This is a genomic window from Sphingopyxis indica (assembly GCF_900188185.1).
Taxonomy (GTDB): Bacteria; Pseudomonadota; Alphaproteobacteria; order Sphingomonadales; family Sphingomonadaceae; genus Sphingopyxis; species Sphingopyxis indica.
In genome coordinates this window covers 13,446-32,469 of record NZ_FZPA01000002.1, presented here as the reverse complement: position 1 = coordinate 32,469, position 19,024 = coordinate 13,446, and the positions used below count along the sequence as shown (strand labels likewise).

At 66.8% G+C, this 19,024-nt stretch carries 18 protein-coding genes; 8 read left to right on the top strand and 10 right to left on the bottom strand.

The annotated features are described in order from the left end of the window. Positions 1-54: 54 nt before the first annotated feature. The 3 genes from CHB69_RS04600 to CHB69_RS04590 all read left to right on the top strand — a co-directional run bounded on the left by CHB69_RS04600 (position 55) and on the right by CHB69_RS04590 (position 3,195). Entirely contained in the window at positions 55-1,275 is a 1,221-nt protein-coding gene (locus CHB69_RS04600; protein WP_089214833.1) for an LL-diaminopimelate aminotransferase, read from the top strand. A 51-nt stretch (positions 1,276-1,326) separates the two neighbouring features. After that, a complete protein-coding gene (locus CHB69_RS04595; RefSeq protein ID WP_245836532.1) occupies positions 1,327-1,737 on the top strand; it encodes a DUF2721 domain-containing protein in 411 nt (136 codons plus the stop codon). Between the two features lie 144 nt (positions 1,738-1,881). Further along, complete coding sequence (locus tag CHB69_RS04590; protein ID WP_089214831.1) at positions 1,882-3,195, top strand: spinster family MFS transporter; 1,314 nt, start codon at positions 1,882-1,884, stop codon at positions 3,193-3,195. A gap of 50 nt (positions 3,196-3,245) precedes the next feature. Here CHB69_RS04590 and CHB69_RS04585 read toward each other — a convergent pair whose 3' ends face one another. Together CHB69_RS04585 and CHB69_RS04580 are read right to left on the bottom strand one after the other, a co-directional pair. Continuing rightward, positions 3,246-3,836 carry an NADPH-dependent FMN reductase gene (locus tag CHB69_RS04585; RefSeq protein WP_089214830.1) on the bottom strand — a complete coding sequence of 197 codons (591 nt, stop codon included), beginning with the start codon at positions 3,834-3,836 and terminating at the stop codon, positions 3,246-3,248. 144 nt (positions 3,837-3,980) lie between these two features. Further along, positions 3,981-5,270, bottom strand: a complete 1,290-nt coding sequence (locus tag CHB69_RS04580) for an adenylosuccinate synthase (protein WP_089214829.1) — start codon at positions 5,268-5,270, stop codon at positions 3,981-3,983. 144 nt (positions 5,271-5,414) lie between these two features. On the opposite strand from CHB69_RS04580, the gene CHB69_RS04575 reads away from it, so the two are divergent. Both CHB69_RS04575 and CHB69_RS04570 read left to right on the top strand, forming a co-directional pair. Then, positions 5,415-5,813: a DOPA 4,5-dioxygenase family protein gene (locus CHB69_RS04575; RefSeq protein ID WP_089214828.1), complete on the top strand. Its 399-nt coding sequence runs from the start codon at positions 5,415-5,417 to the stop codon at positions 5,811-5,813. Next, entirely contained in the window at positions 5,810-6,130 is a 321-nt protein-coding gene (locus tag CHB69_RS04570; RefSeq protein ID WP_089214827.1) for a hypothetical protein, read from the top strand. Before CHB69_RS04575 ends, CHB69_RS04570 begins: the two co-directional genes overlap by 4 nt. A 3-nt stretch (positions 6,131-6,133) precedes the next feature. Here the strand turns inward: CHB69_RS04570 and CHB69_RS04565 are convergent, their stop codons facing one another. From CHB69_RS04565 to CHB69_RS04555, 3 genes are all read right to left on the bottom strand, one after another. Next, positions 6,134-7,255, bottom strand: coding sequence for an ATP phosphoribosyltransferase regulatory subunit (locus CHB69_RS04565; RefSeq protein WP_089214826.1), 1,122 nt, complete (start codon positions 7,253-7,255; stop codon positions 6,134-6,136). A gap of 182 nt (positions 7,256-7,437) precedes the next feature. After that, positions 7,438-9,024, bottom strand: coding sequence for a phosphoglycerate dehydrogenase (serA, locus tag CHB69_RS04560; protein WP_089214825.1), 1,587 nt, complete (start codon positions 9,022-9,024; stop codon positions 7,438-7,440). Between the two features lie 109 nt (positions 9,025-9,133). Beyond that, positions 9,134-10,258, bottom strand: a complete 1,125-nt coding sequence (locus tag CHB69_RS04555) for a phosphoserine transaminase (RefSeq protein WP_089214824.1) — start codon at positions 10,256-10,258, stop codon at positions 9,134-9,136. A gap of 175 nt (positions 10,259-10,433) precedes the next feature. Between CHB69_RS04555 and CHB69_RS04550 the strand changes: the two genes are divergently transcribed. Next, positions 10,434-11,129 carry an extensin family protein gene (locus CHB69_RS04550; RefSeq protein ID WP_425442407.1) on the top strand — a complete coding sequence of 232 codons (696 nt, stop codon included), beginning with the start codon at positions 10,434-10,436 and terminating at the stop codon, positions 11,127-11,129. A 48-nt stretch (positions 11,130-11,177) separates the two neighbouring features. Further along, a complete protein-coding gene (locus CHB69_RS04545) occupies positions 11,178-12,047 on the top strand; it encodes an LOG family protein (RefSeq protein WP_089214822.1) in 870 nt (289 codons plus the stop codon). 237 nt (positions 12,048-12,284) lie between these two features. Here CHB69_RS04545 and CHB69_RS04540 read toward each other — a convergent pair whose 3' ends face one another. Both CHB69_RS04540 and CHB69_RS04535 read right to left on the bottom strand, forming a co-directional pair. Next, positions 12,285-12,731 (bottom strand): c-type cytochrome, encoded by a 447-nt coding sequence (locus CHB69_RS04540; RefSeq protein ID WP_089214821.1) that lies wholly within the window; start codon positions 12,729-12,731, stop codon positions 12,285-12,287. Continuing rightward, on the bottom strand, positions 12,731-13,381 hold the full coding sequence (locus tag CHB69_RS04535; protein ID WP_089215072.1) for a c-type cytochrome: 651 nt from the start codon (positions 13,379-13,381) through the stop codon (positions 12,731-12,733). Before CHB69_RS04535 ends, CHB69_RS04540 begins: the two co-directional genes overlap by 1 nt. 176 nt (positions 13,382-13,557) lie before the next feature. On the opposite strand from CHB69_RS04535, the gene CHB69_RS04530 reads away from it, so the two are divergent. Next, complete coding sequence (locus CHB69_RS04530) at positions 13,558-14,451, top strand: prephenate dehydratase (RefSeq protein ID WP_089214820.1); 894 nt, start codon at positions 13,558-13,560, stop codon at positions 14,449-14,451. Positions 14,452-14,453: 2 nt separating this feature from the next. Here the strand turns inward: CHB69_RS04530 and CHB69_RS04525 are convergent, their stop codons facing one another. From CHB69_RS04525 to polA, 3 genes are all read right to left on the bottom strand, one after another. Further along, on the bottom strand, positions 14,454-15,140 hold the full coding sequence (locus CHB69_RS04525) for a CDP-alcohol phosphatidyltransferase family protein (protein WP_089214819.1): 687 nt from the start codon (positions 15,138-15,140) through the stop codon (positions 14,454-14,456). A gap of 111 nt (positions 15,141-15,251) precedes the next feature. After that, positions 15,252-15,746 carry a hypothetical protein gene (locus tag CHB69_RS04520; RefSeq protein ID WP_089214818.1) on the bottom strand — a complete coding sequence of 165 codons (495 nt, stop codon included), beginning with the start codon at positions 15,744-15,746 and terminating at the stop codon, positions 15,252-15,254. After that, positions 15,746-18,559 carry a DNA polymerase I gene (polA, locus tag CHB69_RS04515; RefSeq protein WP_089214817.1) on the bottom strand — a complete coding sequence of 938 codons (2,814 nt, stop codon included), beginning with the start codon at positions 18,557-18,559 and terminating at the stop codon, positions 15,746-15,748. The genes CHB69_RS04520 and polA overlap by 1 nt, the downstream gene beginning before the upstream one ends. Between the last annotated feature and the right edge of the window lie 465 nt (positions 18,560-19,024).

Here is a 19,024-nt window from a genome sequence, read left to right as displayed (position 1 = left end):
GGCGCCGTTCGCGACATTTTATTACCTAACGAAAAGGAGTTGTTCTAGTTTCCCATGTCCGACGATGAATTCTACCGCATCAAGCGCCTGCCGCCCTATGTCATCGCCGAAGTGAATGCGATGCGAGCGGCCGCGCGAGCCGCGGGCGAGGACATCATCGACCTGGGGATGGGCAACCCCGACCTGCCGCCGCCGCAGCATGTGATCGACAAGCTGTGCGAGGTCGCGCAAAAGCCCGATGCGCACGGCTATTCGCAGTCGAAGGGCATTCCGGGCCTCCGCCGCGCGCAGGCGAACTATTACGCGCGCCGCTTCAACGTCGAGCTCGACCCCGAAAGCGAGGTCGTGGTGACGATGGGGTCGAAGGAAGGGCTCGCGAGCCTCGCGACCGCGATCACCGGCCCCGGCGACGTCGTGCTCGCGCCGAACCCCAGCTATCCGATCCACACCTTCGGCTTCATCATCGCCGGGGCGACGATCCGCAGCGTGCCGACGACGCCCGACGAGAATTACTGGCGTGCGCTCGACCGCGCGATGGCGTTCACCGTGCCGCGTCCGTCGATCCTGGTGGTCAACTATCCGTCGAACCCGACCGCCGAGGCGGTCGATCTTGCCTTCTACGAACGGCTCGTCGCCTGGGCGAAGGAGAATAAGGTCTGGGTGCTTTCGGACCTCGCCTATTCGGAGCTTTATTACGACGGCAATCCGACCCCCTCGATCCTGCAGGTGCCGGGCGCGAAGGATGTCGCGATCGAGTTCACCTCGATGTCGAAGACCTATTCGATGGCGGGCTGGCGCATGGGCTTTGCGGTCGGCAACAAAAGGCTGATCGCCGCGATGACGCGCGTCAAATCCTATCTCGATTACGGCGCCTTCACCCCGATCCAGGCGGCGGCGTGCGCGGCGCTCAACGGGCCGCAGGACATCGTCGCGAAGAACCGCGAGCTTTATCAGAAGCGCCGCGACGTGATGGTCGAAAGTTTCGCGCGCGCCGGCTGGGATATCCCGAGTCCGCCTGCGTCGATGTTCGCCTGGGCGCCGCTGCCGCCTGCGCTGAAGGACATGGGCAGCCTCGAATTTTCGAAGCAGCTTCTGACCCATGCCAAGGTCGCGGTTGCGCCCGGCGTCGGCTATGGCGAGGACGGCGAGGGCTTCGTCCGCATCGCGATGGTCGAGAATGAGCAGCGCATCCGCCAGGCGGCGCGCAACATCCGCAAATTCCTGTCGATGCACGGCGTCAACACGCCCTCGGTCGCCGCCGGTAGCGGGAGCTAGGCGCTGACTTCCATCCTCGACGGGGCGCCGACGATCGCCCAGACGATCCAATTGTCCGTCGCGCCGGTGTTCCTGCTGGTCGCGATGGGCAATCTGCTCAACGTCTTCACCGGCCGGCTGGCGCGCGTGATCGACCGCTCGCGCAAGCTGTCCGAACGGCACGGCGCGACGAGCGGCATCGAACATGCGCGTCTCGTCGACGAGCTGCGCCTGCTCGTGAAGCGGATGCGCGTCATCAACAATGCGATCCTCTGTGCGGTGTGCGGCGGGCTCGTCGTGTGCGTCCTCGTTTCGCTGCTCTTTCTGCAATATGCGGCTGGACTGCACATCGGGCTGGCGATTTCGGGCGTGTTCGTCCTCGCGATGCTCTTCCTGCTGCTGTCGCTCGGCCTGTTCCTCTTTGAAGTCCGGCTGGCGACCCACGCGATCAAGGTGCCCACCGAATTTCTCGAGCATGAATAGGCGACCGCCGCGCCGGGCGAAAATTTTTGCGCCGGATTTGCCGCGGCAGCCGTAGCGGCAATCGCACGCGGCGGTTTTCGGGGCGCCGCAACGGCGTTGACAGCCTCTCCCTGGCTCTGCACCTTCGTCGCCCGGGAGAGAAAAATGAACGGAAAACCTGCCCTTGCCGCGGGGGTCGCTCCACCCTCAGCCGACAGTGTCAAAGCCCAGACGCGCGTGATGCTGTGGATCCTGCTGATCGTCTATATCTTCAATTTCCTCGACCGGCAGATCGTCAACATCCTCGCCGAACCGATCAAGGACAGCCTGAAGCTCAGCGACACCGAACTCGGCCTGCTCGCCGGGCCGGCCTTTGCGGTCTTCTATGCGCTGCTCGGCATTCCGATCGCGCGTTATGCCGACAAGGAGGGCACCAACCGCGTCCGCCTGATCGCCGGAGCGCTCGCCATCTGGTCGGCGATGACCGCAGTGTGCGGGCTCGCGCAGAATTTCGTGCAATTGCTCTTTGCGCGCATCGGCGTCGGGGTCGGCGAGGCGGGTTGCACGCCTGCCGCCCACTCGCTGATCACCGACAGCGTGCCCGCCGAAAAGCGCTCGTCGGCGATCGCCTTTTACGGCCTCGGCGTGCCGATCGGTTCGCTCCTCGGGCTGATCCTCGGCGGCGTGGTCAACGACCTTTATGGCTGGCGCATAGCGCTGATGCTCGTCGGGGCGCCGGGGCTGCTGCTGGCGCTCGCGGTGCTGTTCTTCATGCGCGAGCCGCGCCATCGCCACGCCATCGAGGGCGCGGTCGTGGCGCGGCCCCCGCAATTGGGCGCGCGCGCCGCGTTCAAGGAAATCTTCGCCTCGCGCGCGTTCGTCTATATATTGATCGCGGCGTCGGTCACCGCCTTCCTCGGCTATGGCAAGGCGCTTTGGACGATCAGCTTCTTCATCCGCAGCCACGGCCTCTCGACGACCGAGGCGGGGCTGTCGATGGCGATCGTCCTCGGGCTTGCCGGCGTGTTCGGAACCTGGCTCGGCGGCAAGTGCGCGGACATCTTCGGCAAGCGCGACAAGCGCCACATTCTCTCGCTCCCGGCCTTCGGCATGGCGATCGGCGCGCCGATCCTCTTCCTGGGCTATGCGATGGAGGACTGGCGCGTCGCGGTCGCCATGCTGGTCCTGCCGACGATCCTGAACTCGGCCTATTACGGCCCCGCCTATGCCTGCGTGCAGGGGCTGGTGCGGCCGCAGGCGCGCGCGGTCGCCGCGTCGATCATGCTGTTCGGGCAGAATCTGATCGGGCTCGGCTTCGGGCCGTTCCTGTTCGGCGTGCTGTCGGACGCACTCGCGCCGGCCTATGGCGAGGAAAGCGTGCGCTATGTCCTCTATGGCGCGGGATGGCTGGGGCTGATCCCGGCCTTCTTCTTCTGGCGCGCGAGCTTGCGGCTCAGCAGCGAGCTCAAATCGGGGTAGGGCCAATCGCAGGGAATCGGAATCACGGTGCAGATTTATGGAGCGATGGTCTAATAGGGCGGCGCCTGCCTGGCCCGCTGCGCCTTCGCCGCGTCGATCCACCAACCCAGATCATCGGCAAAGCGCGGGAAGGCCTTTTCCAGCCGCGCGCCATCCTCGCCCGCCGGCCGGCCGTCGGCGTCGAAAGCACCGCCGATCCGTCCGACCGGCAGGATCGACGAGGTGACCGCCATCCCCATTTCGCCGAGTATGTCGCGCCAGCCCATCATCGCGCGCACGCCCGACCACGGACCGGCCGAGTAACAGGCGATCGCCGCGGGGCGCCAGAACCATTCCTCGAGGAAATGGTCGGTCAGATTCTTGAGGCCAGGCTGTGGTCCCCAATTATATTCGCCGGTGACGAACAGGAAGCCGTCGGCGGCGCGGATCTTGCCGGCCAGTTCCTCCATCGCCGGCGGCGCCTCGCCCTTCGGATATTCCTTGTACATCCGGTCGAGCATCGGCAGGCCGACCGCCTGCGCGTCGATCAGCTCGGCGCGGTCGCCGCGGTCGTTGATGGCGTCGACCAGCCAGCGCGCGAGCTTGATGCCCTGCCGGTCGCGGCGATAGCTTCCGTAGAGGATGAGGATCGAGCGGGTCATGGCGGCAGTGGTGCCATGGCCGACGGCAATTGGAAAGGGCGGTAGCCGCCCTGTCCGTCATTGCGAGCGCAGCGAAGCAATCCAGGGCGTTCTACGCAGGCTCTGGATTGCTTCGCTGCGCTCGCAATGACGATGTTATTGACGTCAATCGCTGAACGGGTCGCGGATCAGGATCGTGTCCTCGCGCTCGGGGCTCGTCGACACGAGCGCGATCGGCGTCTCGATCAGTTCCTGCACGCGCTGGATATATTTGATCGCCTGCGCGGGCAGGTCGGCATAGCTGCGCGCGCCCGCGGTCGATTCGCTCCAGCCGTCCATTTCCTCATAGATCGGCTCGACCGCGGCCTGATCGGCGGCGTGGCTCGGGAAATAGTCGAGGATCTTGCCACGCAGCCGGTAGCCGGTGCAGATGCGGACCTTTTCGAAGCCGTCGAGCACGTCGAGCTTGGTGAGCGCGATGCCCGTCACCCCCGCGACCGCGCAGCTCTGCCGCACCAGCACCGCGTCGAACCAGCCGCAGCGGCGCTTGCGCCCGGTGACGGTGCCGAACTCGTGCCCGCGCTCGCCGAGACGCTGCCCGGTCTCGTCCTCGAGCTCGGTCGGAAAGGGGCCGCTGCCGACGCGCGTCGTATAGGCCTTGGCGATGCCGAGCACGAAGCCGACCGCCGACGGGCCGAGACCCGATCCCGATGCCGCGGTGCCGCTCACCGTGTTCGAGCTGGTGACGAAGGGATAGGTGCCATGATCGATGTCGAGCAGCACGCCCTGCGCGCCCTCGAACAATATGCGGGCGCCCGCCTTGCGGACCTTCTTCAGCCGCTTCCACACCGGCTGCGCATATTCGAGCACGAAGTCGGCGATTTCGCGCAGCTCGGCGACCAGTTGCTCGCGGTCGATCGGCGGCTCGCCGAAGCCGGCGCGCAGCGCGTCGTGATGCGCGGTCAAGCGGTCGAGCTGCGGCTCGAGATGGTCGAGATGCGCGAGGTCGCAGACGCGGATCGCGCGGCGGCCGACCTTGTCCTCATAGGCGGGACCGATGCCGCGCCCGGTGGTGCCGATCTTGCCCGCGCCCGCCGCGGTCTCGCGCAGCGCGTCGAGATCGCGGTGAAAGGGCAGGATCAGCGCGCAATTGTCGGCGATGGCGAAATTGTCGGGGCTGATCGTCACGCCCTGGCCGCGCAGCTTGGCGATTTCGTCCTTGAGCGCCCAGGGGTCGAGCACCACGCCATTGCCGATGATCGACAGCGTGCCGGTGACGATCCCCGACGGGAGCAGCGACAGCTTGTAGGTCTGGTTGCCGACGACGAGCGTATGGCCGGCGTTGTGCCCGCCCTGAAAGCGGACCACGGCGTCGGCGCGGCTCGCGAGCCAGTCGACGATCTTGCCCTTGCCCTCGTCGCCCCATTGCGACCCGATGACGGTAACATTTGCCATGATGCTGTCCTGCTGAGCGAGGCCATTTGGCCCGGCGCGGCCTTAGCGGATTTGGCCGCGGATACAAGGGCGCGCAGCGCGACTGGGCAAGGCTTTGCGAACGATGCCCTCCCTTTTGCGGAAACTATTTGCTAGCTGCATGGGATGACCGACCCCGACGCCCCCTATCACGCCCACATCTATTACGATCCCGCCGAGCGCCCCGCCGCCGCTGCGCTGCGCGACGCATTGGCGGGCGATCCGGCCATCCTGCTCGTCGGCCCGATGACCGATCGCCCGATCGGACCGCACCCGTGTCCGCAATATGAGGTGCATTTCCGCGCGTGCTCGGTCGAAGCGGTCACGTCGCGAATCGAAGCGGCGGGGTTGCGCGCGCTGGTTCATCCGCTCACCGACGACGACCTCGCCGACCATACGACGCTCGCGCACTGGATCGGCGAACCGCTCGATCTGGACACCACCGTTCTCGACCCGCCGGGCCAGAACAAGGGTGTGCCGCGATTTGGACGGGCGGATTTCCAGAATGACGGAGGGATAGAATGAAGAGATTGCCGACGACTCTCGCCATCGGATTCCTGTTTGCCGCGATCCCCGCCACGGCGGCACTACCGCCCAAATATCAGCGGCTTGCCGAGTTGAAGGCGATATTGGAGAGCAGCGAGGTTCAGGCGCTCCTTCCCGACGATCAGCAGGTCGACCGGATCGAATATGTGCGCCCCGACCTCTACCGCGTCTCGGCCGGCACCTGTTTCCTGCCGGTCGCGATCGTCAAAAGGCCGGCGCCCGCGGGCATGGTCGGACCGCGCCATTTCGATGTGATTCCGGGCGAGCTGGACTGTCCGGCGGAAGCGACGGAATAACGCTTATTCGGGAAGCGCGACGGGGCCGTCGGGGCCGAGGCGGTAGCCGCAGCCCAGCCGCGCTGCATCGTCGGCGCCGGTGAGCGCCGCGATGGTGCGCCAGCCGTCGGCGCGCAGGCTTGCGGCGATCGCGGCGTCGTGGCCGAGCGGCAGGAAAATCCGCCGCTCGCGCTCGTCCTCCTGCGCCAGCCCCTCGTCGATCAGCGGGTCGGGATAGAGCGAAAAGCCGACCGCGGGCTCTTCCTGCCCGCCGCCGACCGGAATCGCATAGCTGCCGCCCAATCCGACGTGGGCGCCCTGTCCGGGGACGAAGATCGAGAAACCGAACCAGCTTTGATAGGCGAAACCGTGGCGCTCGGTCGGGTCGAGCGTCAGCGCGACGCGATCGCGGATCGGCGCGGCGATCGCCTCGATCGCGTCGAGGCGGCTCGTCAGCACGCCCGCGGTGTCGAAAGCGCGCAGGTCGGCGATCGCGCGGTCGAACGGGCCGGTCGCGCGGAGCAAAGGCAGATAGGCCTCGGCGCCGATGCGGATCAGCGCGCCGGCATCCTTGGCGTCGAGTTCGTCGCGCAGTTCGTCGCGGTCGACCGCAACCGGCAGCGGCCCGCCCGCGAGCAGGTCGACGACGTCGGGAAGGGTGAAGTCGAGCGTCACCGGCCCGATCCCCGCCGCCTCGAGCGCGTCGATCGCGACGGTCACGATCTCGCGCGCCGCGGCGACGCTGTCGCTGCCGATCAGCTCGGCGCCGACCTGCAACATTTCGCGCGCCGGGCGAAGCTGGCTCGCGCGCAGCTTGACGACCTGCCCCGCATAGCAGAGCCGCAGCGGTCGCGGCGCCTGCGCGAGCAGCGAGGTGGCGATGCGGCCGACCTGCCGCGTCATGTCGGGGCGCAGCGCGATCGTGCGCTGCGACACCGGATCGGTGAAGCGCAAGAGGTCGCGCGACGCGCGCTCATCGTCGCCGCCCAGCGTCTCGCGAAATTCGGCGAGCGGCGGCGCGACGCGGCCATAGCCGTGCGACCGCATCGCATCGACGAGCGCGCGGGTCACGCGCGACGCCGCCTCCGCCTGCGCGGGCAGGCGGTCGCGGAGGCCTTCGGGCAGCAGGGCGGGGGCCTTGGTCATTGCGGTGGCCTTAGGATGGCGGGGCGGCGAGTTCAACAAATCTCCCCTCCCGCTTGTGTGAGGGGTTGGGGGTGGGCGCGAGCGAAGCGAGCATCTGGCGGTGCGTTTGCCCACCCCGCTGCGACTAGCGAGCAAGCTCGCAAGTCTCGCTGCCCCTCCCCTGAAGGGGAGGAGGCGTTGGCCTAGAACTTCAGCCCCTTCACCGTCTTGACGCCGGGAAGCTGGCAAATCTGCCACAGCAAGGGTTCGGGCATGGGCGAATCGAGGCTGAGCAGCAGCACTGCCTCGCCCCCCGCGGCGCGGCGGCCGAGGTGGAAGGTGCCGATGTTGAGCCCGGCATCGCCGAGCGCGCCGCCGATGCGGCCGATAAAGCCCGGCGCGTCCTCGTTGACGATATAGAGCATGTCGCCCGCAAGGTCGGCCTCGACCTTGATCCCGAACATCTCGACGAGGCGCGGGTCGTTGTTGCTGAACAGCGTGCCTGCGACCGAGCGGTCGCCCTGGCTCGTCGCGACGGTGACGCGGATCAGCGTGTGATAGTCGCCTTCGCGGTCGTGGCGCACTTCGCGCACGTCCATTCCGCGCTCGCGCGCGAGATGCGGCGCGTTGACCATGTTGACGCTGTCCGAATAGCGCCGCATCAGCCCGGTGAGCACCGCCGCGGTGATCGGCTTCATGTTGAGCTCGGCCGCCGCGCCCTCGACCTCGATCGAGATGGTGTTGAGATTGTCGTGCGCGAGCTGGCCGACGAGGCTGCCGAGCTTTTCGGCGAGGCTCATATAGGGGCGCAGCTTCGGCGCTTCCTCGGCCGACAGGCTCGGCACGTTGAGCGCGTTGGTGATCCCGCCGGTGAGCAGATAATCCGAAATCTGCTCGGCGACCTGGATCGCGACATTGACCTGCGCCTCGTCGGTCGACGCGCCGAGGTGCGGGGTGCAGATGAAGTTCGGCGCACCGAACAGCGGATGGTCGGCCGCCGGCGGCTCGGTCGCGAACACGTCGAGCGCCGCGCCCGCGACATGGCCCGAATCGAGCGCCTCCCTGAGCGCTGTCTCGTCGATCAGCCCGCCGCGCGCGCAATTGATGATCCGCACGCCCTTCTTGGTCTTGGCGAGATTTTCCTTCGACAACACATTGCGGGTCTGGTCGGTCAGCGGCGTGTGCAGCGTGATGAAGTCGGCTCTTGCCAGCAAGGTGTCGAGATCGGCCTTTTCGACGCCGAGTTCGATCGCGCGCTCGGGGGTCAGGAAGGGGTCGAAGGCAACGACCTTCATCTTCAGGCCTAGCGCGCGTTCGGCGACGATGCTGCCGATATTGCCGCAGCCGATCAGGCCGAGCGTCTTCTGCGTCAGTTCGACGCCCATGAAGTCGTTCTTCGGCCATTTGCCCGCCTGCGTCAGCGCATTGGCTTCGGGGATCTGGCGCGCGAGCGCGAACATCATCGCGATCGCGTGTTCGGCGGTGGTGATCGAGTTGCCGAACGGCGTGTTCATCACGACGACGCCCTTTTTCGACGCTTCGGCTATGTCGACATTGTCGACCCCGATGCCCGCGCGCCCGACAACTTTCAGCTTCGTTGCCGCAGCGAGGACGTCGGCGGTGACCTTCGTTGCCGAGCGGATCGCGAGCCCGTCATAATCGCCGATCATGGCGATCAGCTCGTCCTTCGTCTTGCCGGTGATGACGTCGACGTCGATGCCGCGTTCCTTGAAGATCTGCGCGGCCTTGGGGTCCATCTTGTCGCTGATGAGGACTTTGGGTGTGGTCATTGGAATAATACCTTCCGTGTGCTCCCGCGAAGGCGGGAGCCCAGCTCCCGATGCTTGCGGAATGAAATGGCAGGAGATGGGTCCCCGCCTTCGCGGGGACACACAGAAATCACTTGAGCGAAGCGTAAGCCCAGTCGAGCCACGGGCCGAGCGCTTCGATATCGGCGGTGTCGACGGTCGCGCCGCACCAGATGCGCAGCCCCGGAGGCGCGTCGCGATAGCCCGCGATGTCGTATGCCGCGCCTTCGGCTTCGAGCAGGCCGGCGAATTTCTTGATGAAATCCGCATCCGCTCCGGCGACCGACAGGCACACCGAGGTTTTCGACCGGCTCGCGGGATCGGCGGCGAGGTGGCTCAGCCAGTCGCGCGCCTCGACGATCGCATCGAGCGCCGCGGCGTTCGCATCGCTGCGCGCCTTCAGGCCGTCGAGCCCGCCGAGCGACTTCGCCCATTCGAGTGCGAAGATCACATCCTCGACCGCGAGCATCGACGGCGTGTTGATCGTCTCGCCCTTGAACACGCCCTCGACCAGCTTGCCGCCCTTGGTCAGGCGGAACACTTTGGGCAGCGGCCAGTCAGGAGTATGGCTTTCGAGGCGTTCGACCGCGCGGGGGCCGAGGATCAGCACGCCGTGGCCGCCTTCGCCGCCGAGCACTTTCTGCCAGCTGAAGGTCGCGACGTCGATCTTGTCCCACGGCAGGTCATAGGCGAACACCGCGCTGGTCGCGTCGGCGAAGCTCAGGCCCTGCCGGTCATCGGCGATCCAGTCGCCATTCGGAACGCGGACGCCCGAAGTCGTGCCGTTCCAGGTGAAGAGCACGTCGTTCGACCAGCCGATCTGGCTGAGGTCGGGAAGCAGGCCGTAATCGGCGCGGATAATCGTCGGATCGAGCTTGAGCTGCTTGGCGGCATCGGTGACCCAGCCCTCACCGAAGCTCTCCCACGCCAGCGTCGTCACCGGGCGCGCGCCGAGCATCGTCCACATCGCCATTTCGAAGGCGCCGGTGTCCGATCCGGGCACGATGCCGATGCGGTGGGTGTCGGGCAATTGCAGCACCTCGCGCATCAGGTCGATGCAATATTGGAGGCGCGCCTTGCCGATCTTCGCGCGATGCGAACGGCCGAGCGATTCGGTGGAAATTTTTTCGGGGGACCAGCCCGGCGGCTTCGCGCAGGGACCGGAAGAGAAAGTGGCGCGCGCAGGGCGCACCTGCGGCTTCGTGGCGTCAGTCATAAAACTCTCCTTACAGAGAGCACGCGCGGCGTTGGGACCGCGTGGCCCGGCGCCGCGTTTAAGGGCGAGCGCGCACGAGTCAAACGAATTGCGCTGCCCGTGCGAAATTTTCGGTGAGCCGAGCAAATGCTTTGCAGCTTGTTAACCAGATTTTCGGTAGGTTGGCGCCATGGCGATGACCCTGGCCCACCGGCCGCGGACCCTTGTGGCGGTTGCTGCCGCATTGGCCGTCGCGGCCTGCTCGGGAACCCCCGATGCGATGAAGCGCAGCGCGTCGCAGCGCCCGGGTGCCAGTCCGTCGTCGCGTCCGCAGGCGACCCTCACCCCCTCCTTCACCAGCGCGGCGGCGCGGCAATGCGCCGCCGACCTCCAGCAAGCGGGGGTGAAATTCACCCCGCTGCCCAATGCGGATCACGGCGGCGGCTGCACGTCGATCGATTCGGTGAAGCTGCTCGACATCGGCACCCCGGTCACCAATCTGGGGCCGATGACCTGTCCGCTCGCGCGCAATTTCGCCGCGTGGGTCGAATATGCCGTGCGCCCCGCGGCGCGCCTCTATTTCAGGACCGAGGTGGTAAGGGTCGAAACCTTCGGCACCTACAGCTGCCGCAATATCTATGGCGGCCGCTCTGGCCGGCTGTCGCAGCATGCGCTGTCGAACGCGGTCGACGTCTCGGGCTTCGTGCTCGCCGATGGCCGGCGGATCATGCTCGACGGCGGGTGGAACGGCGACAAATCGTCGCAGCAGTTCCTGCGCGCGCTCCACATATCGGCGTGCCGCCGCTTCGGCACCGTACTCAGCCCCGACTATAATGCGGCGCACTATAATCACTTCCATCTCGACATGAGCGGCAACGGCTATTGCCGCTGACGCGGGTTCGCCTTGGCAAAGTCATGCGGAGCGGCTAGCCGCTCGCGGATGGCAGAAGACAAACAACCGCACCGCTCGCGCTTTCACAAGGCGAAGGACGACGCCCAGTTCGCGAAGCAGGCGCTTTCGACCCCGCAGACCGCGAGCGCGGCCTATCGGCTCGCCTTCCAGGATACCGACTTCCTGCTGCGCGAGGATCTGCGTCCGGTCCGCTTTCAGCTCGAACTGCTCAAGCCCGAACTGTTGCTCGAGGAAGCGGGGATCGAATCGACGCTCGTCATCTATGGCTCGGCGCGCATTCCCGAACCGGGCGTCGCCGACGGCCTCGAGGCGGCGGCGACCGATGACGAAAGCCGCAACATCGCGCGCCGGCTGAAGGCCAAGGCCAAATATTATGACGAAGCGCGCGCGCTCGCGCGGCTCGCGAGCCAATATCCGTGCGACGACAAGGGGTGCCGTCATTTCGTCGTCTGTTCGGGCGGCGGCCCGTCGATCATGGAAGCCGCGAACCGCGGCGCCGCCGACGAGGGGCGCGAATCGATCGGCCTCAATATCGTCCTGCCGCACGAGCAGGCGCCGAACCGCTACGTCACCCCGGACCTCAGCTTTCAGTTCCACTATTTCGCGCTGCGCAAGATGCACTTCCTGCTGCGCGCGCGCGCGGTGTGCGTCTTTCCGGGCGGCTTCGGCACCTTCGACGAGACGTTCGAATTATTGACGCTGATCCAGACGGGCAAGATCAAGCCGATCCCTGTGCTCCTGTTCGGCAAGGATTTCTGGCACCGCGTCGTCAATTTCGACGCGCTGGTCGAAGAGGGCGTCGTCAGCGCCCGCGACCTCGACCTCTTCGCCTTCGTCGAAACGGCGGAAGAGGCGTGGAGCATCATCCAGCATTTCTACGAGAATGCCGAGGATTGAGGGTCGCTTTCGGGCCGGACGGGACGTTCTCAAGCCCCTCCTCTTCAGAGGAGGGGTTGGGGTGGTGGCGCGCGACAGCGCGCAAGACGCCATGCACCACCCCGCTGCGACTAGGGAGCAAGCTCCCAAGTCTCGCTGCCCCTCCTCTGAAGAGGAGGGGTTTTGTCGAACGGCAGCTCCCCACCCCAAAGCCGACGCGCATTTGCAAATATTATAATCGCCTCCGAAGAGGAGGGGCTATTCGGACTGCGTTTTCAGATACAGGATCAACGCCTCGCGATCCGCTGCGTCGATGACGCCGGCAAAGGCCATGCGCGTGCCGGGGAGCGTCTTCATCGGGTCAGCAAGGAAGGTGTCGAGCGCGGCTTCGTCCCAGACGCCGCCTCTGGCTTTCATCGCGCCCGAATAGGAAAAGCCCGGATGCGCGGCGACCGCGCGGCCGACGACGCCGTGGAGGTTCGGGCCAATGCCGTTCGCGCCGCCCTTGTCGACCGTGTGGCACGCCATGCAGCGACGGAAAATCTGCTCGCCCATCGCCGCGGTCGGTTTGATCGCAGCAGGTGCAGGGGTCTCGGCCGGCGCAGACTGCGCCGCCGGGGCTTCGTCAGGCTTGCTCGCCTTGCCGCAGCCGCCGAGCGACGCGGCGATGAGCGCGCCCGCCAGCAGGACGGGCGCGGCGTGCATTATTTCTTGGCTTCGGCCGGAGCGGGCGCTTCGCCTTCTGCCGGTGCGGCAGCGGCTTCGGCCGGGGCCGCATCACCCTCGGCCGCAGCGGCCGCAGCTTCTTCGCCCCCTTCCGCCGCGGCGGTTTCGACCGGTGCGGGCAGCGGCAGGTTCGATCCCTGCGAATTCAGATAGACCATCAGATTGGCACGGTCCTCGGGGCTCGACAGGCCCGCGAACGACATTTTCGTTCCCGGCGCGAACTTGCGCGGGCTGGTCAGCCATGCGTCCATCTTTTCGAAGTCCCAGCTTCCGCCGACACCCGCGAGCGCTGCCGAAAAGGCAAAGCCCTGCTTGCCGTGGCCGATTTCCTCGCCCATCGTGCCATAGAGGTTGGGGCCGATGCCATTGGCGCCGCCCTGGTTGACGGTGTGGCACGCCGCGCATTTGGCGAATACCGCTTCGCCCTTCGCGGGGTCGGCCGCGGCGAGCAGATTGGGGAGCGGAGTTGCCGCTTCGCCGCCGGCGCCGGCTTCGCTATCCTCGATCGGATAGCCTTCCTTTTCGGGGTGGTGGGTCGCAAACACCATGCCCGAGCCGATCGACAGCCCGAGCGCGCAAATGCCGGCAAACAGAACCCATCCGGCAATAGTGTTGTTGCGATTGTCCATGCGTGCAGCCCCGTTCGCTGGCGCCCCCTTGTCGGCGCGCTTGATAGAATTGGTCGCTCCCTTACTGACGCGCGCGCGGCGGCGCAAGGGGATGAACGCGGTTTCGCGCACGCGGGCAAGGTTGCGCGCGGTGCGGTCGCCCGCTATGCGCCGCGGCGCAGTTCAGGAAGGCAGATATGGGCAGCTATTCGGCTTCGGCGCAGCGGTTGGTCGACGGGATGAAGGCGGCGGCGCTCGCCGATCCCGCACGCGGGCTGGCGTTCCAGGGCGCGCCCGGCGCGAACAGCGACCTTGCCGCGCGCGAATATGATCCGCAGGCGCTGCCGCTTCCCTGCTACGCCTTCGAGGATGCGATCGACGCCGTCCGCGATGGCCGCGTCGCCCGCGCGATCATCCCGATCGAGAACAGCCTGCACGGCCGCGTCGCCGACATCCACTTCCTGCTCCCTGATTCCGGGCTGCACATCGTCGGCGAGCATTTCCTGCCGATCCGCTATGGTCTGATGAGCCGCGACCTCGGCCCCGTCACCCGCGCGATGAGCCATGAACAGGCGCTCGGCCAGTGCCGGAACTGGCTGCGGCGCAATAACATCTCGCCCGTCGCACACAGCGACACCGCGGGCGCCGCGGCATGGGTCGCCGACAGCGACGAGGTCGGCCTCGCCGCGCTCGCCCCGCCGCACGCGGCCGAACTCTATGGGTTGACCCTGCACGGCACCGGCATGGAGGACGCTGACCATAATATGACGCGCTTCGTCGTGCTGGCGCGCGAGCCGCTGGCTGCCGCCGCCGCGACGGGCGCGCCGCTGATGACCACCTTCGTCTTCGAGGTGAAGAATGTCCCCGCCGCGCTCTACAAGGCGCTTGGCGGCTTCGCGACGAACGGGGTCAACATGACCAAGCTCGAAAGCTATCAGGTCGGGGGCAGCTTCGCGGCGACCAAATTCTATGCCGATATCGTCGGCGCGCCCGGCGAGGAAACGGTCGACCGTGCGCTCGAGGAACTCGATTTCCAGACCAAGTCGCTGACCCTGCTCGGCACCTATCCGATGGCGCGCGTGCGCGGCTGACGTCAGCCGCCGCGCGCGGCGAGCAGCTTCGCGGTGGCGAGGCTCTGGACGACGAACAGCGTGACGAGGATGCTCGCGACGACGAGGCCGAACAGGTCGAACGCCGAAAAATCGGTGCCGAGCACCGTCGCGCCGCCGACCAGCGGCATGACCATCGTCATCGCCATCAGCACCAGCCGGAGTTCGGTCGGTCCGCCCGCCATATAGGACAGGCGAAACTCGCCGAGCACCTTTGCCGAGAGGAAGGTGTGGATCGCGAGCAGCAGATAGCCGACCGCCCCGAGCAGCGCGACGTCGAGCCGGAAATAGGGGCTCGCCCCGATCCCGCCGACGATCAGCAGGATCGCGAGTCCGTCGACGCTGTGGTCGACGAAATAGCCATAAGCCGGCCGCTCGATCCGCCGCCAGCGCGCGAGGCTGCCGTCGAGCGAATCGCCGAACCAGTTGATGAGATAGCCCGCGAGCGACAGGCCGAGCCATTCGTCGTCGATCCAGCTCAGCATATAGCCCGCGGCGACGAGCGCCGCGCCGAGGAAGCCGAGCAGAGTGAGCTGGTCGGGCGTCACCCAGGCGGGAAGCCGGGCGCACAGCCAGTTGAGCACTCGCCGCTCGCCGCGCGCGAGAATATTCTGCTGAATGCGCGTCGGCGGTTGGATCTTGGCGGCGGAATGGGGCGAATGGAGGGTCATGCGGGCCTTTCGTCGGTGGCTGTCACATCTGCGTCAGCCAGACGTCACCGCATCGTCATAGACGCGGGGGCGGCCCATTGAAAGGGCGGCGCGCGCGATCCATCGCGCCGATCAGTCCTGCCACGGTCCGATTTCGCCGACCTCGCCGATCGAGCGGATGCGGACCGCGCCGTCGAGCCACGCGACTTCCCACATCGGTGCCGGGCGCTGCCATTCGCCGATCACGAACAGCGGCAGCCTGTTCGCGGCGACGAAAGCGCGGTCGTCGTCGGTCGGGCCGGGGACGATCGTGCTCGGTTTCTGGTGCAGCCGCACCACCGCCAGCGCGCCGCCCGGCGGCGGGGGCAAGCTGTCGCGCACCGGATAGCCGAAGCTCGCGCCGACGATCGGATAGCCCTTGTCGTCGCGCGCAAGAACCAGCACCTTGTCGGCGGTGCCAAAGGGGCCGGTGACGGGCTTGCCCACCGCCTTGCGTCCGACGATCGCCGCATATTCGCGCACGTCCGCCTCGGCAACGGGCGGAGGCGCCGCTGCTTCGGACGCGGCCGGCGCGGCGGGCGGGAGCGGAGCGATCGACTGGGCGGCGAGCAGCAGCAGCGCGAACATCAATGCGCGTCGCCCCAGCTCGCGCCCGTGCCGATTTCGACCTCGAGCGGCACCGACAGCGTCAGCACCGGCTCGGCGGCGCCCATCATCACGCGGCGGATGACTGCGCCCGCGGCCTCGGCCTTGCCGGCGGGCGCCTCGAACACGAGTTCGTCGTGGACCTGGAGCAGCATCTTGACGTCGCTCAGGTCCGCATCGGCCAGCGCGTTCGGCATCCGCGCCATCGCGCGCTTGATCAGGTCGGCGCTGGTGCCCTGGATCGGCGCATTGATCGCGGCGCGCTCGCTGCCCTGCCGCTCGTTCTGGCTCGCCGCCTTGATGCGCGGGAACCAGGTTTTTCGGCCGAACAGCGTCTCGGTATAGCCGCGCTCGCGCGCGCCCTCCAGCGTCGTCTGGATATAGTCCGAAATGCCGGGGAAGCGCTCGAAATAGCGGCTGATCAGCGCCTGCGCCTCGTCGGGCGTGATCTCGAGCCGCCCCGCGAGGCCCCAGCGCGAAATGCCATAGAGGATCGAGAAATTCACCGTCTTGGCGCGCGCGCGCGTGTCGCGATTGACCTCGCCGAACAGCTCGATCGCGGTCGCGGCGTGAATGTCCTGCCCCTCGGCGAACGCCTGTTTGAGTTCGGGCACATCGGCCATATGCGCCGCAAGCCTGAGCTCGATCTGGCTATAGTCGGCGGCGATGAGCACATGGTCCGGCGCGGCGATGAAGGCGTCGCGGATCTGGCGGCCGACCTCGGTGCGGATCGGGATATTCTGAAGGTTCGGATCGGTCGACGACAGCCGCCCGGTCTGCGCGCCGACGAGGCTGTAGCTCGTGTGGACGCGCCCGGTCTTGGCGTTGATCTGTTCCTGCAGGGCATCGGTATAGGTCGACTTCAGCTTGGCGAGCTGGCGCCATTCCAAAATCTTGCGCGCGATCGGCACCCCGTCGCGTTCGAGCCGTTCGAGCTCGTTCTGGTCGGTCGACCAGACGCCCGACTTGCCCTTGCGCCCGCCCTTCAGCCCCATCTTGTCGAACAGGATTTCGCCGAGCTGCTTCGGGCTGCCGATCGTGAAGGGCTGGCCGGCGAGGGCGTGGATTTCGCCCTCCATGCGCAGCATCTCGCTCGCAAATTCGGCCGACAGCTTCGCCAGATAGTCGCGGTCGACCATGATCCCCGCGCGCTCCATCGCCTCGACGGTCGCGACGAGCGGGCGGTCGACCATTTCATAGATGCGCGTCCCGCCCTCGAGCGGCAGGCGGAGTTTCAGCAGTTTCCACAGGCGCAGCGCGACCTCGGCATCTTCGGCGGCATATTGGGTCGCGCGGTCGAGCGGCACTTCGGCGAAGCTGATCTGCGACTTGCCCGTCCCGCACATCTCCTTGAAGGTCAGGCAGGTGTGATCGAGGTGGAGCTTCGCCAGTTCGTCGAGCCCGTGCTGCTGCTTGCCGGCATCGAGCGCGAAGCTCATCACCAGCGTGTCGTCATAGGGTGCGATGACGAGCCCGTGCTGCGCGAGCACGCCGATGTCATATTTGAGGTTATGCCCGACCTTGAGCACCGCATCGTCGGCAAGGAGCGCACCGAGCCGCGGCAGCGCGTCGGCCATCGCGATCTGTTCGGGGCGTTCGGCGAACATGTCGCTGCCGCCATGGCCGAGCGGGATGTAGCAGGCGCGCCCTGGCGCGGTCGACAGGCTCACCCCGACGAGCGCGCCGGTCACGCTGTCGAGGCTCGCGGTCTCGGTATCGACCCCTACGACATGCGCGGCCTTCGCCTCGGCGATCCAGCGGTCGAGCGCGTCGAGGCTGGTCACGCATTCATAGAGCGAGCGGTCGATCGGCGGCATCGGCGGCAAGGTCGGGGTCGATGCCGGCGCCTCGGCGGGCGCAGCGGGTTCGTCGCCCGCGCGCGGCGGGGTCGGCGGACCGCCCGGCGCGGCGCCGACGTCGAGCTTCGCCGAGAGCGAGCGAAAGCCATGTTCGTCGAGAAAGGCCTTGAGCGGCGCGGGCGGAATCGCGCCGAGCTTCAAGGCGTCGAGCGGATCGGGGAGGGGGCAGTCGCGCTTCAGTTCGACGAGGATGCGCGACAGCCGCGCCATTTCGGCATGTTCGATCAGATTGTCGCGCAGCTTCGACGGCTTCATCGTCGCCGCGCCCAGCAGCGCTTTTTCGAGGTCGCCATATTCGAGGATCAGCTTGGTCGCCGTCTTCGGTCCGACGCCGCGCACGCCGGGCACATTGTCGACCGCATCGCCCATCAGCGCGAGAATGTCGCCGACCAGATCGGGGCCGACGCCGAACTTCTCCTCCACCGCTTCGATGCCGAGCCGGACATTCTTCATCGTATCGAGCATATCGACCTGCGGGGCGCCGTCGCCTTCGCGCACCAGCTGCATCAGATCCTTGTCGGACGACACGATGGTGACGTCCCAGCCTTCGCGGACGGCGGCCTCGGTATAGCTCGCGATCAGATCGTCGGCCTCATAGCCCGCCATCTCGATGCACGGCAGCGAAAAGGCGCGCGTCGCGTCGCGGATCAGCGGGAATTGCGGGATCAGATCCTCGGGCGGCTCGGGCCGGTTCGCCTTGTACTGGTCGTAGATTTCGTTGCGGAAGGATTCGCTCGAATGGTCGAGGATCACCGCGAGGTGCGTCGGCCCGTCGGCTTCGTGCAGCTCCTTCGCGAGCTTCCACAGCATCGTCGTATAGCCATAGACCGCGCCGACGGGCACGCCCTTCGGGTTCGTCAGCGGCGGCAGGCGGTGATAGGCGCGAAAGATATAGCTGGAGCCATCGACCAGATAGAGGTGATTCTTCGTGGACATGGCGCGGGGTGTAGCAGGGGGAAGGGGGGCGGCCTAGCTGCGTCGGTGCGTGTGTTGCGGGCCGGGTCCGCGTCGTCGTTGCAAAGTTCAGCAAAGTTCAGCCTTGTGCAGCCGCCGATTGGTCGCGTTTGGCGAACATGCCGCACCGGCTCCCGCCCGCATCCGTAAACCGGGCCGTGACTGCCTTTATCCACATATCGAAAGAGCCGAGACGAAGGCTGGCACAGCCGAATGATGTAGGACAGTGTTTTTTTCGAAGTCGGCTTAGGGGTGGAGAGCGGCCGGTCCTCCCCCTTGGGGGAGGGGGAGCGAGCGGGACAAAGGAACGCGCGGGGCGCGTTGCTTCCCGCGAGGCCGAAGGGTGGTGGAGGGGCACAGGCGGTTTGCCTTTCCCTCTTTGAACGCAGCGTAAACCGAGGGTGCCCCTCCACCATGCTTCGCATGGTCCCCCTCCCCGTGCCGGGG

Bases quoted from the DNA above. Each gene is read 5' to 3' on its own strand.
- CHB69_RS04600 (WP_089214833.1), top strand. From the start codon at position 55: ATGTCCGACGATGAATTCTACCGCATCAAGCGCCTGCCGCCCTATGTC.
- CHB69_RS04590 (WP_089214831.1), top strand. From the start codon at position 1,882: ATGAACGGAAAACCTGCCCTTGCCGCGGGGGTCGCTCCACCCTCAGCC.
- CHB69_RS04585 (WP_089214830.1), bottom strand. From the start codon at position 3,836: ATGACCCGCTCGATCCTCATCCTCTACGGAAGCTATCGCCGCGACCGG.
- CHB69_RS04580 (WP_089214829.1), bottom strand. From the start codon at position 5,270: ATGGCAAATGTTACCGTCATCGGGTCGCAATGGGGCGACGAGGGCAAG.
- CHB69_RS04575 (WP_089214828.1), top strand. From the start codon at position 5,415: ATGACCGACCCCGACGCCCCCTATCACGCCCACATCTATTACGATCCC.
- CHB69_RS04570 (WP_089214827.1), top strand. From the start codon at position 5,810: ATGAAGAGATTGCCGACGACTCTCGCCATCGGATTCCTGTTTGCCGCG.
- CHB69_RS04565 (WP_089214826.1), bottom strand. From the start codon at position 7,255: ATGACCAAGGCCCCCGCCCTGCTGCCCGAAGGCCTCCGCGACCGCCTG.
- serA (WP_089214825.1), bottom strand. From the start codon at position 9,024: ATGACCACACCCAAAGTCCTCATCAGCGACAAGATGGACCCCAAGGCC.
- CHB69_RS04555 (WP_089214824.1), bottom strand. From the start codon at position 10,258: ATGACTGACGCCACGAAGCCGCAGGTGCGCCCTGCGCGCGCCACTTTC.
- CHB69_RS04550 (WP_425442407.1), top strand. From the start codon at position 10,434: ATGACCCTGGCCCACCGGCCGCGGACCCTTGTGGCGGTTGCTGCCGCA.
- CHB69_RS04545 (WP_089214822.1), top strand. From the start codon at position 11,178: ATGGCAGAAGACAAACAACCGCACCGCTCGCGCTTTCACAAGGCGAAG.
- CHB69_RS04540 (WP_089214821.1), bottom strand. From the start codon at position 12,731: ATGCACGCCGCGCCCGTCCTGCTGGCGGGCGCGCTCATCGCCGCGTCG.
- CHB69_RS04535 (WP_089215072.1), bottom strand. From the start codon at position 13,381: ATGGACAATCGCAACAACACTATTGCCGGATGGGTTCTGTTTGCCGGC.
- CHB69_RS04530 (WP_089214820.1), top strand. From the start codon at position 13,558: ATGGGCAGCTATTCGGCTTCGGCGCAGCGGTTGGTCGACGGGATGAAG.
- CHB69_RS04525 (WP_089214819.1), bottom strand. From the start codon at position 15,140: ATGACCCTCCATTCGCCCCATTCCGCCGCCAAGATCCAACCGCCGACG.
- CHB69_RS04520 (WP_089214818.1), bottom strand. From the start codon at position 15,746: ATGTTCGCGCTGCTGCTGCTCGCCGCCCAGTCGATCGCTCCGCTCCCG.
- polA (WP_089214817.1), bottom strand. From the start codon at position 18,559: ATGTCCACGAAGAATCACCTCTATCTGGTCGATGGCTCCAGCTATATC.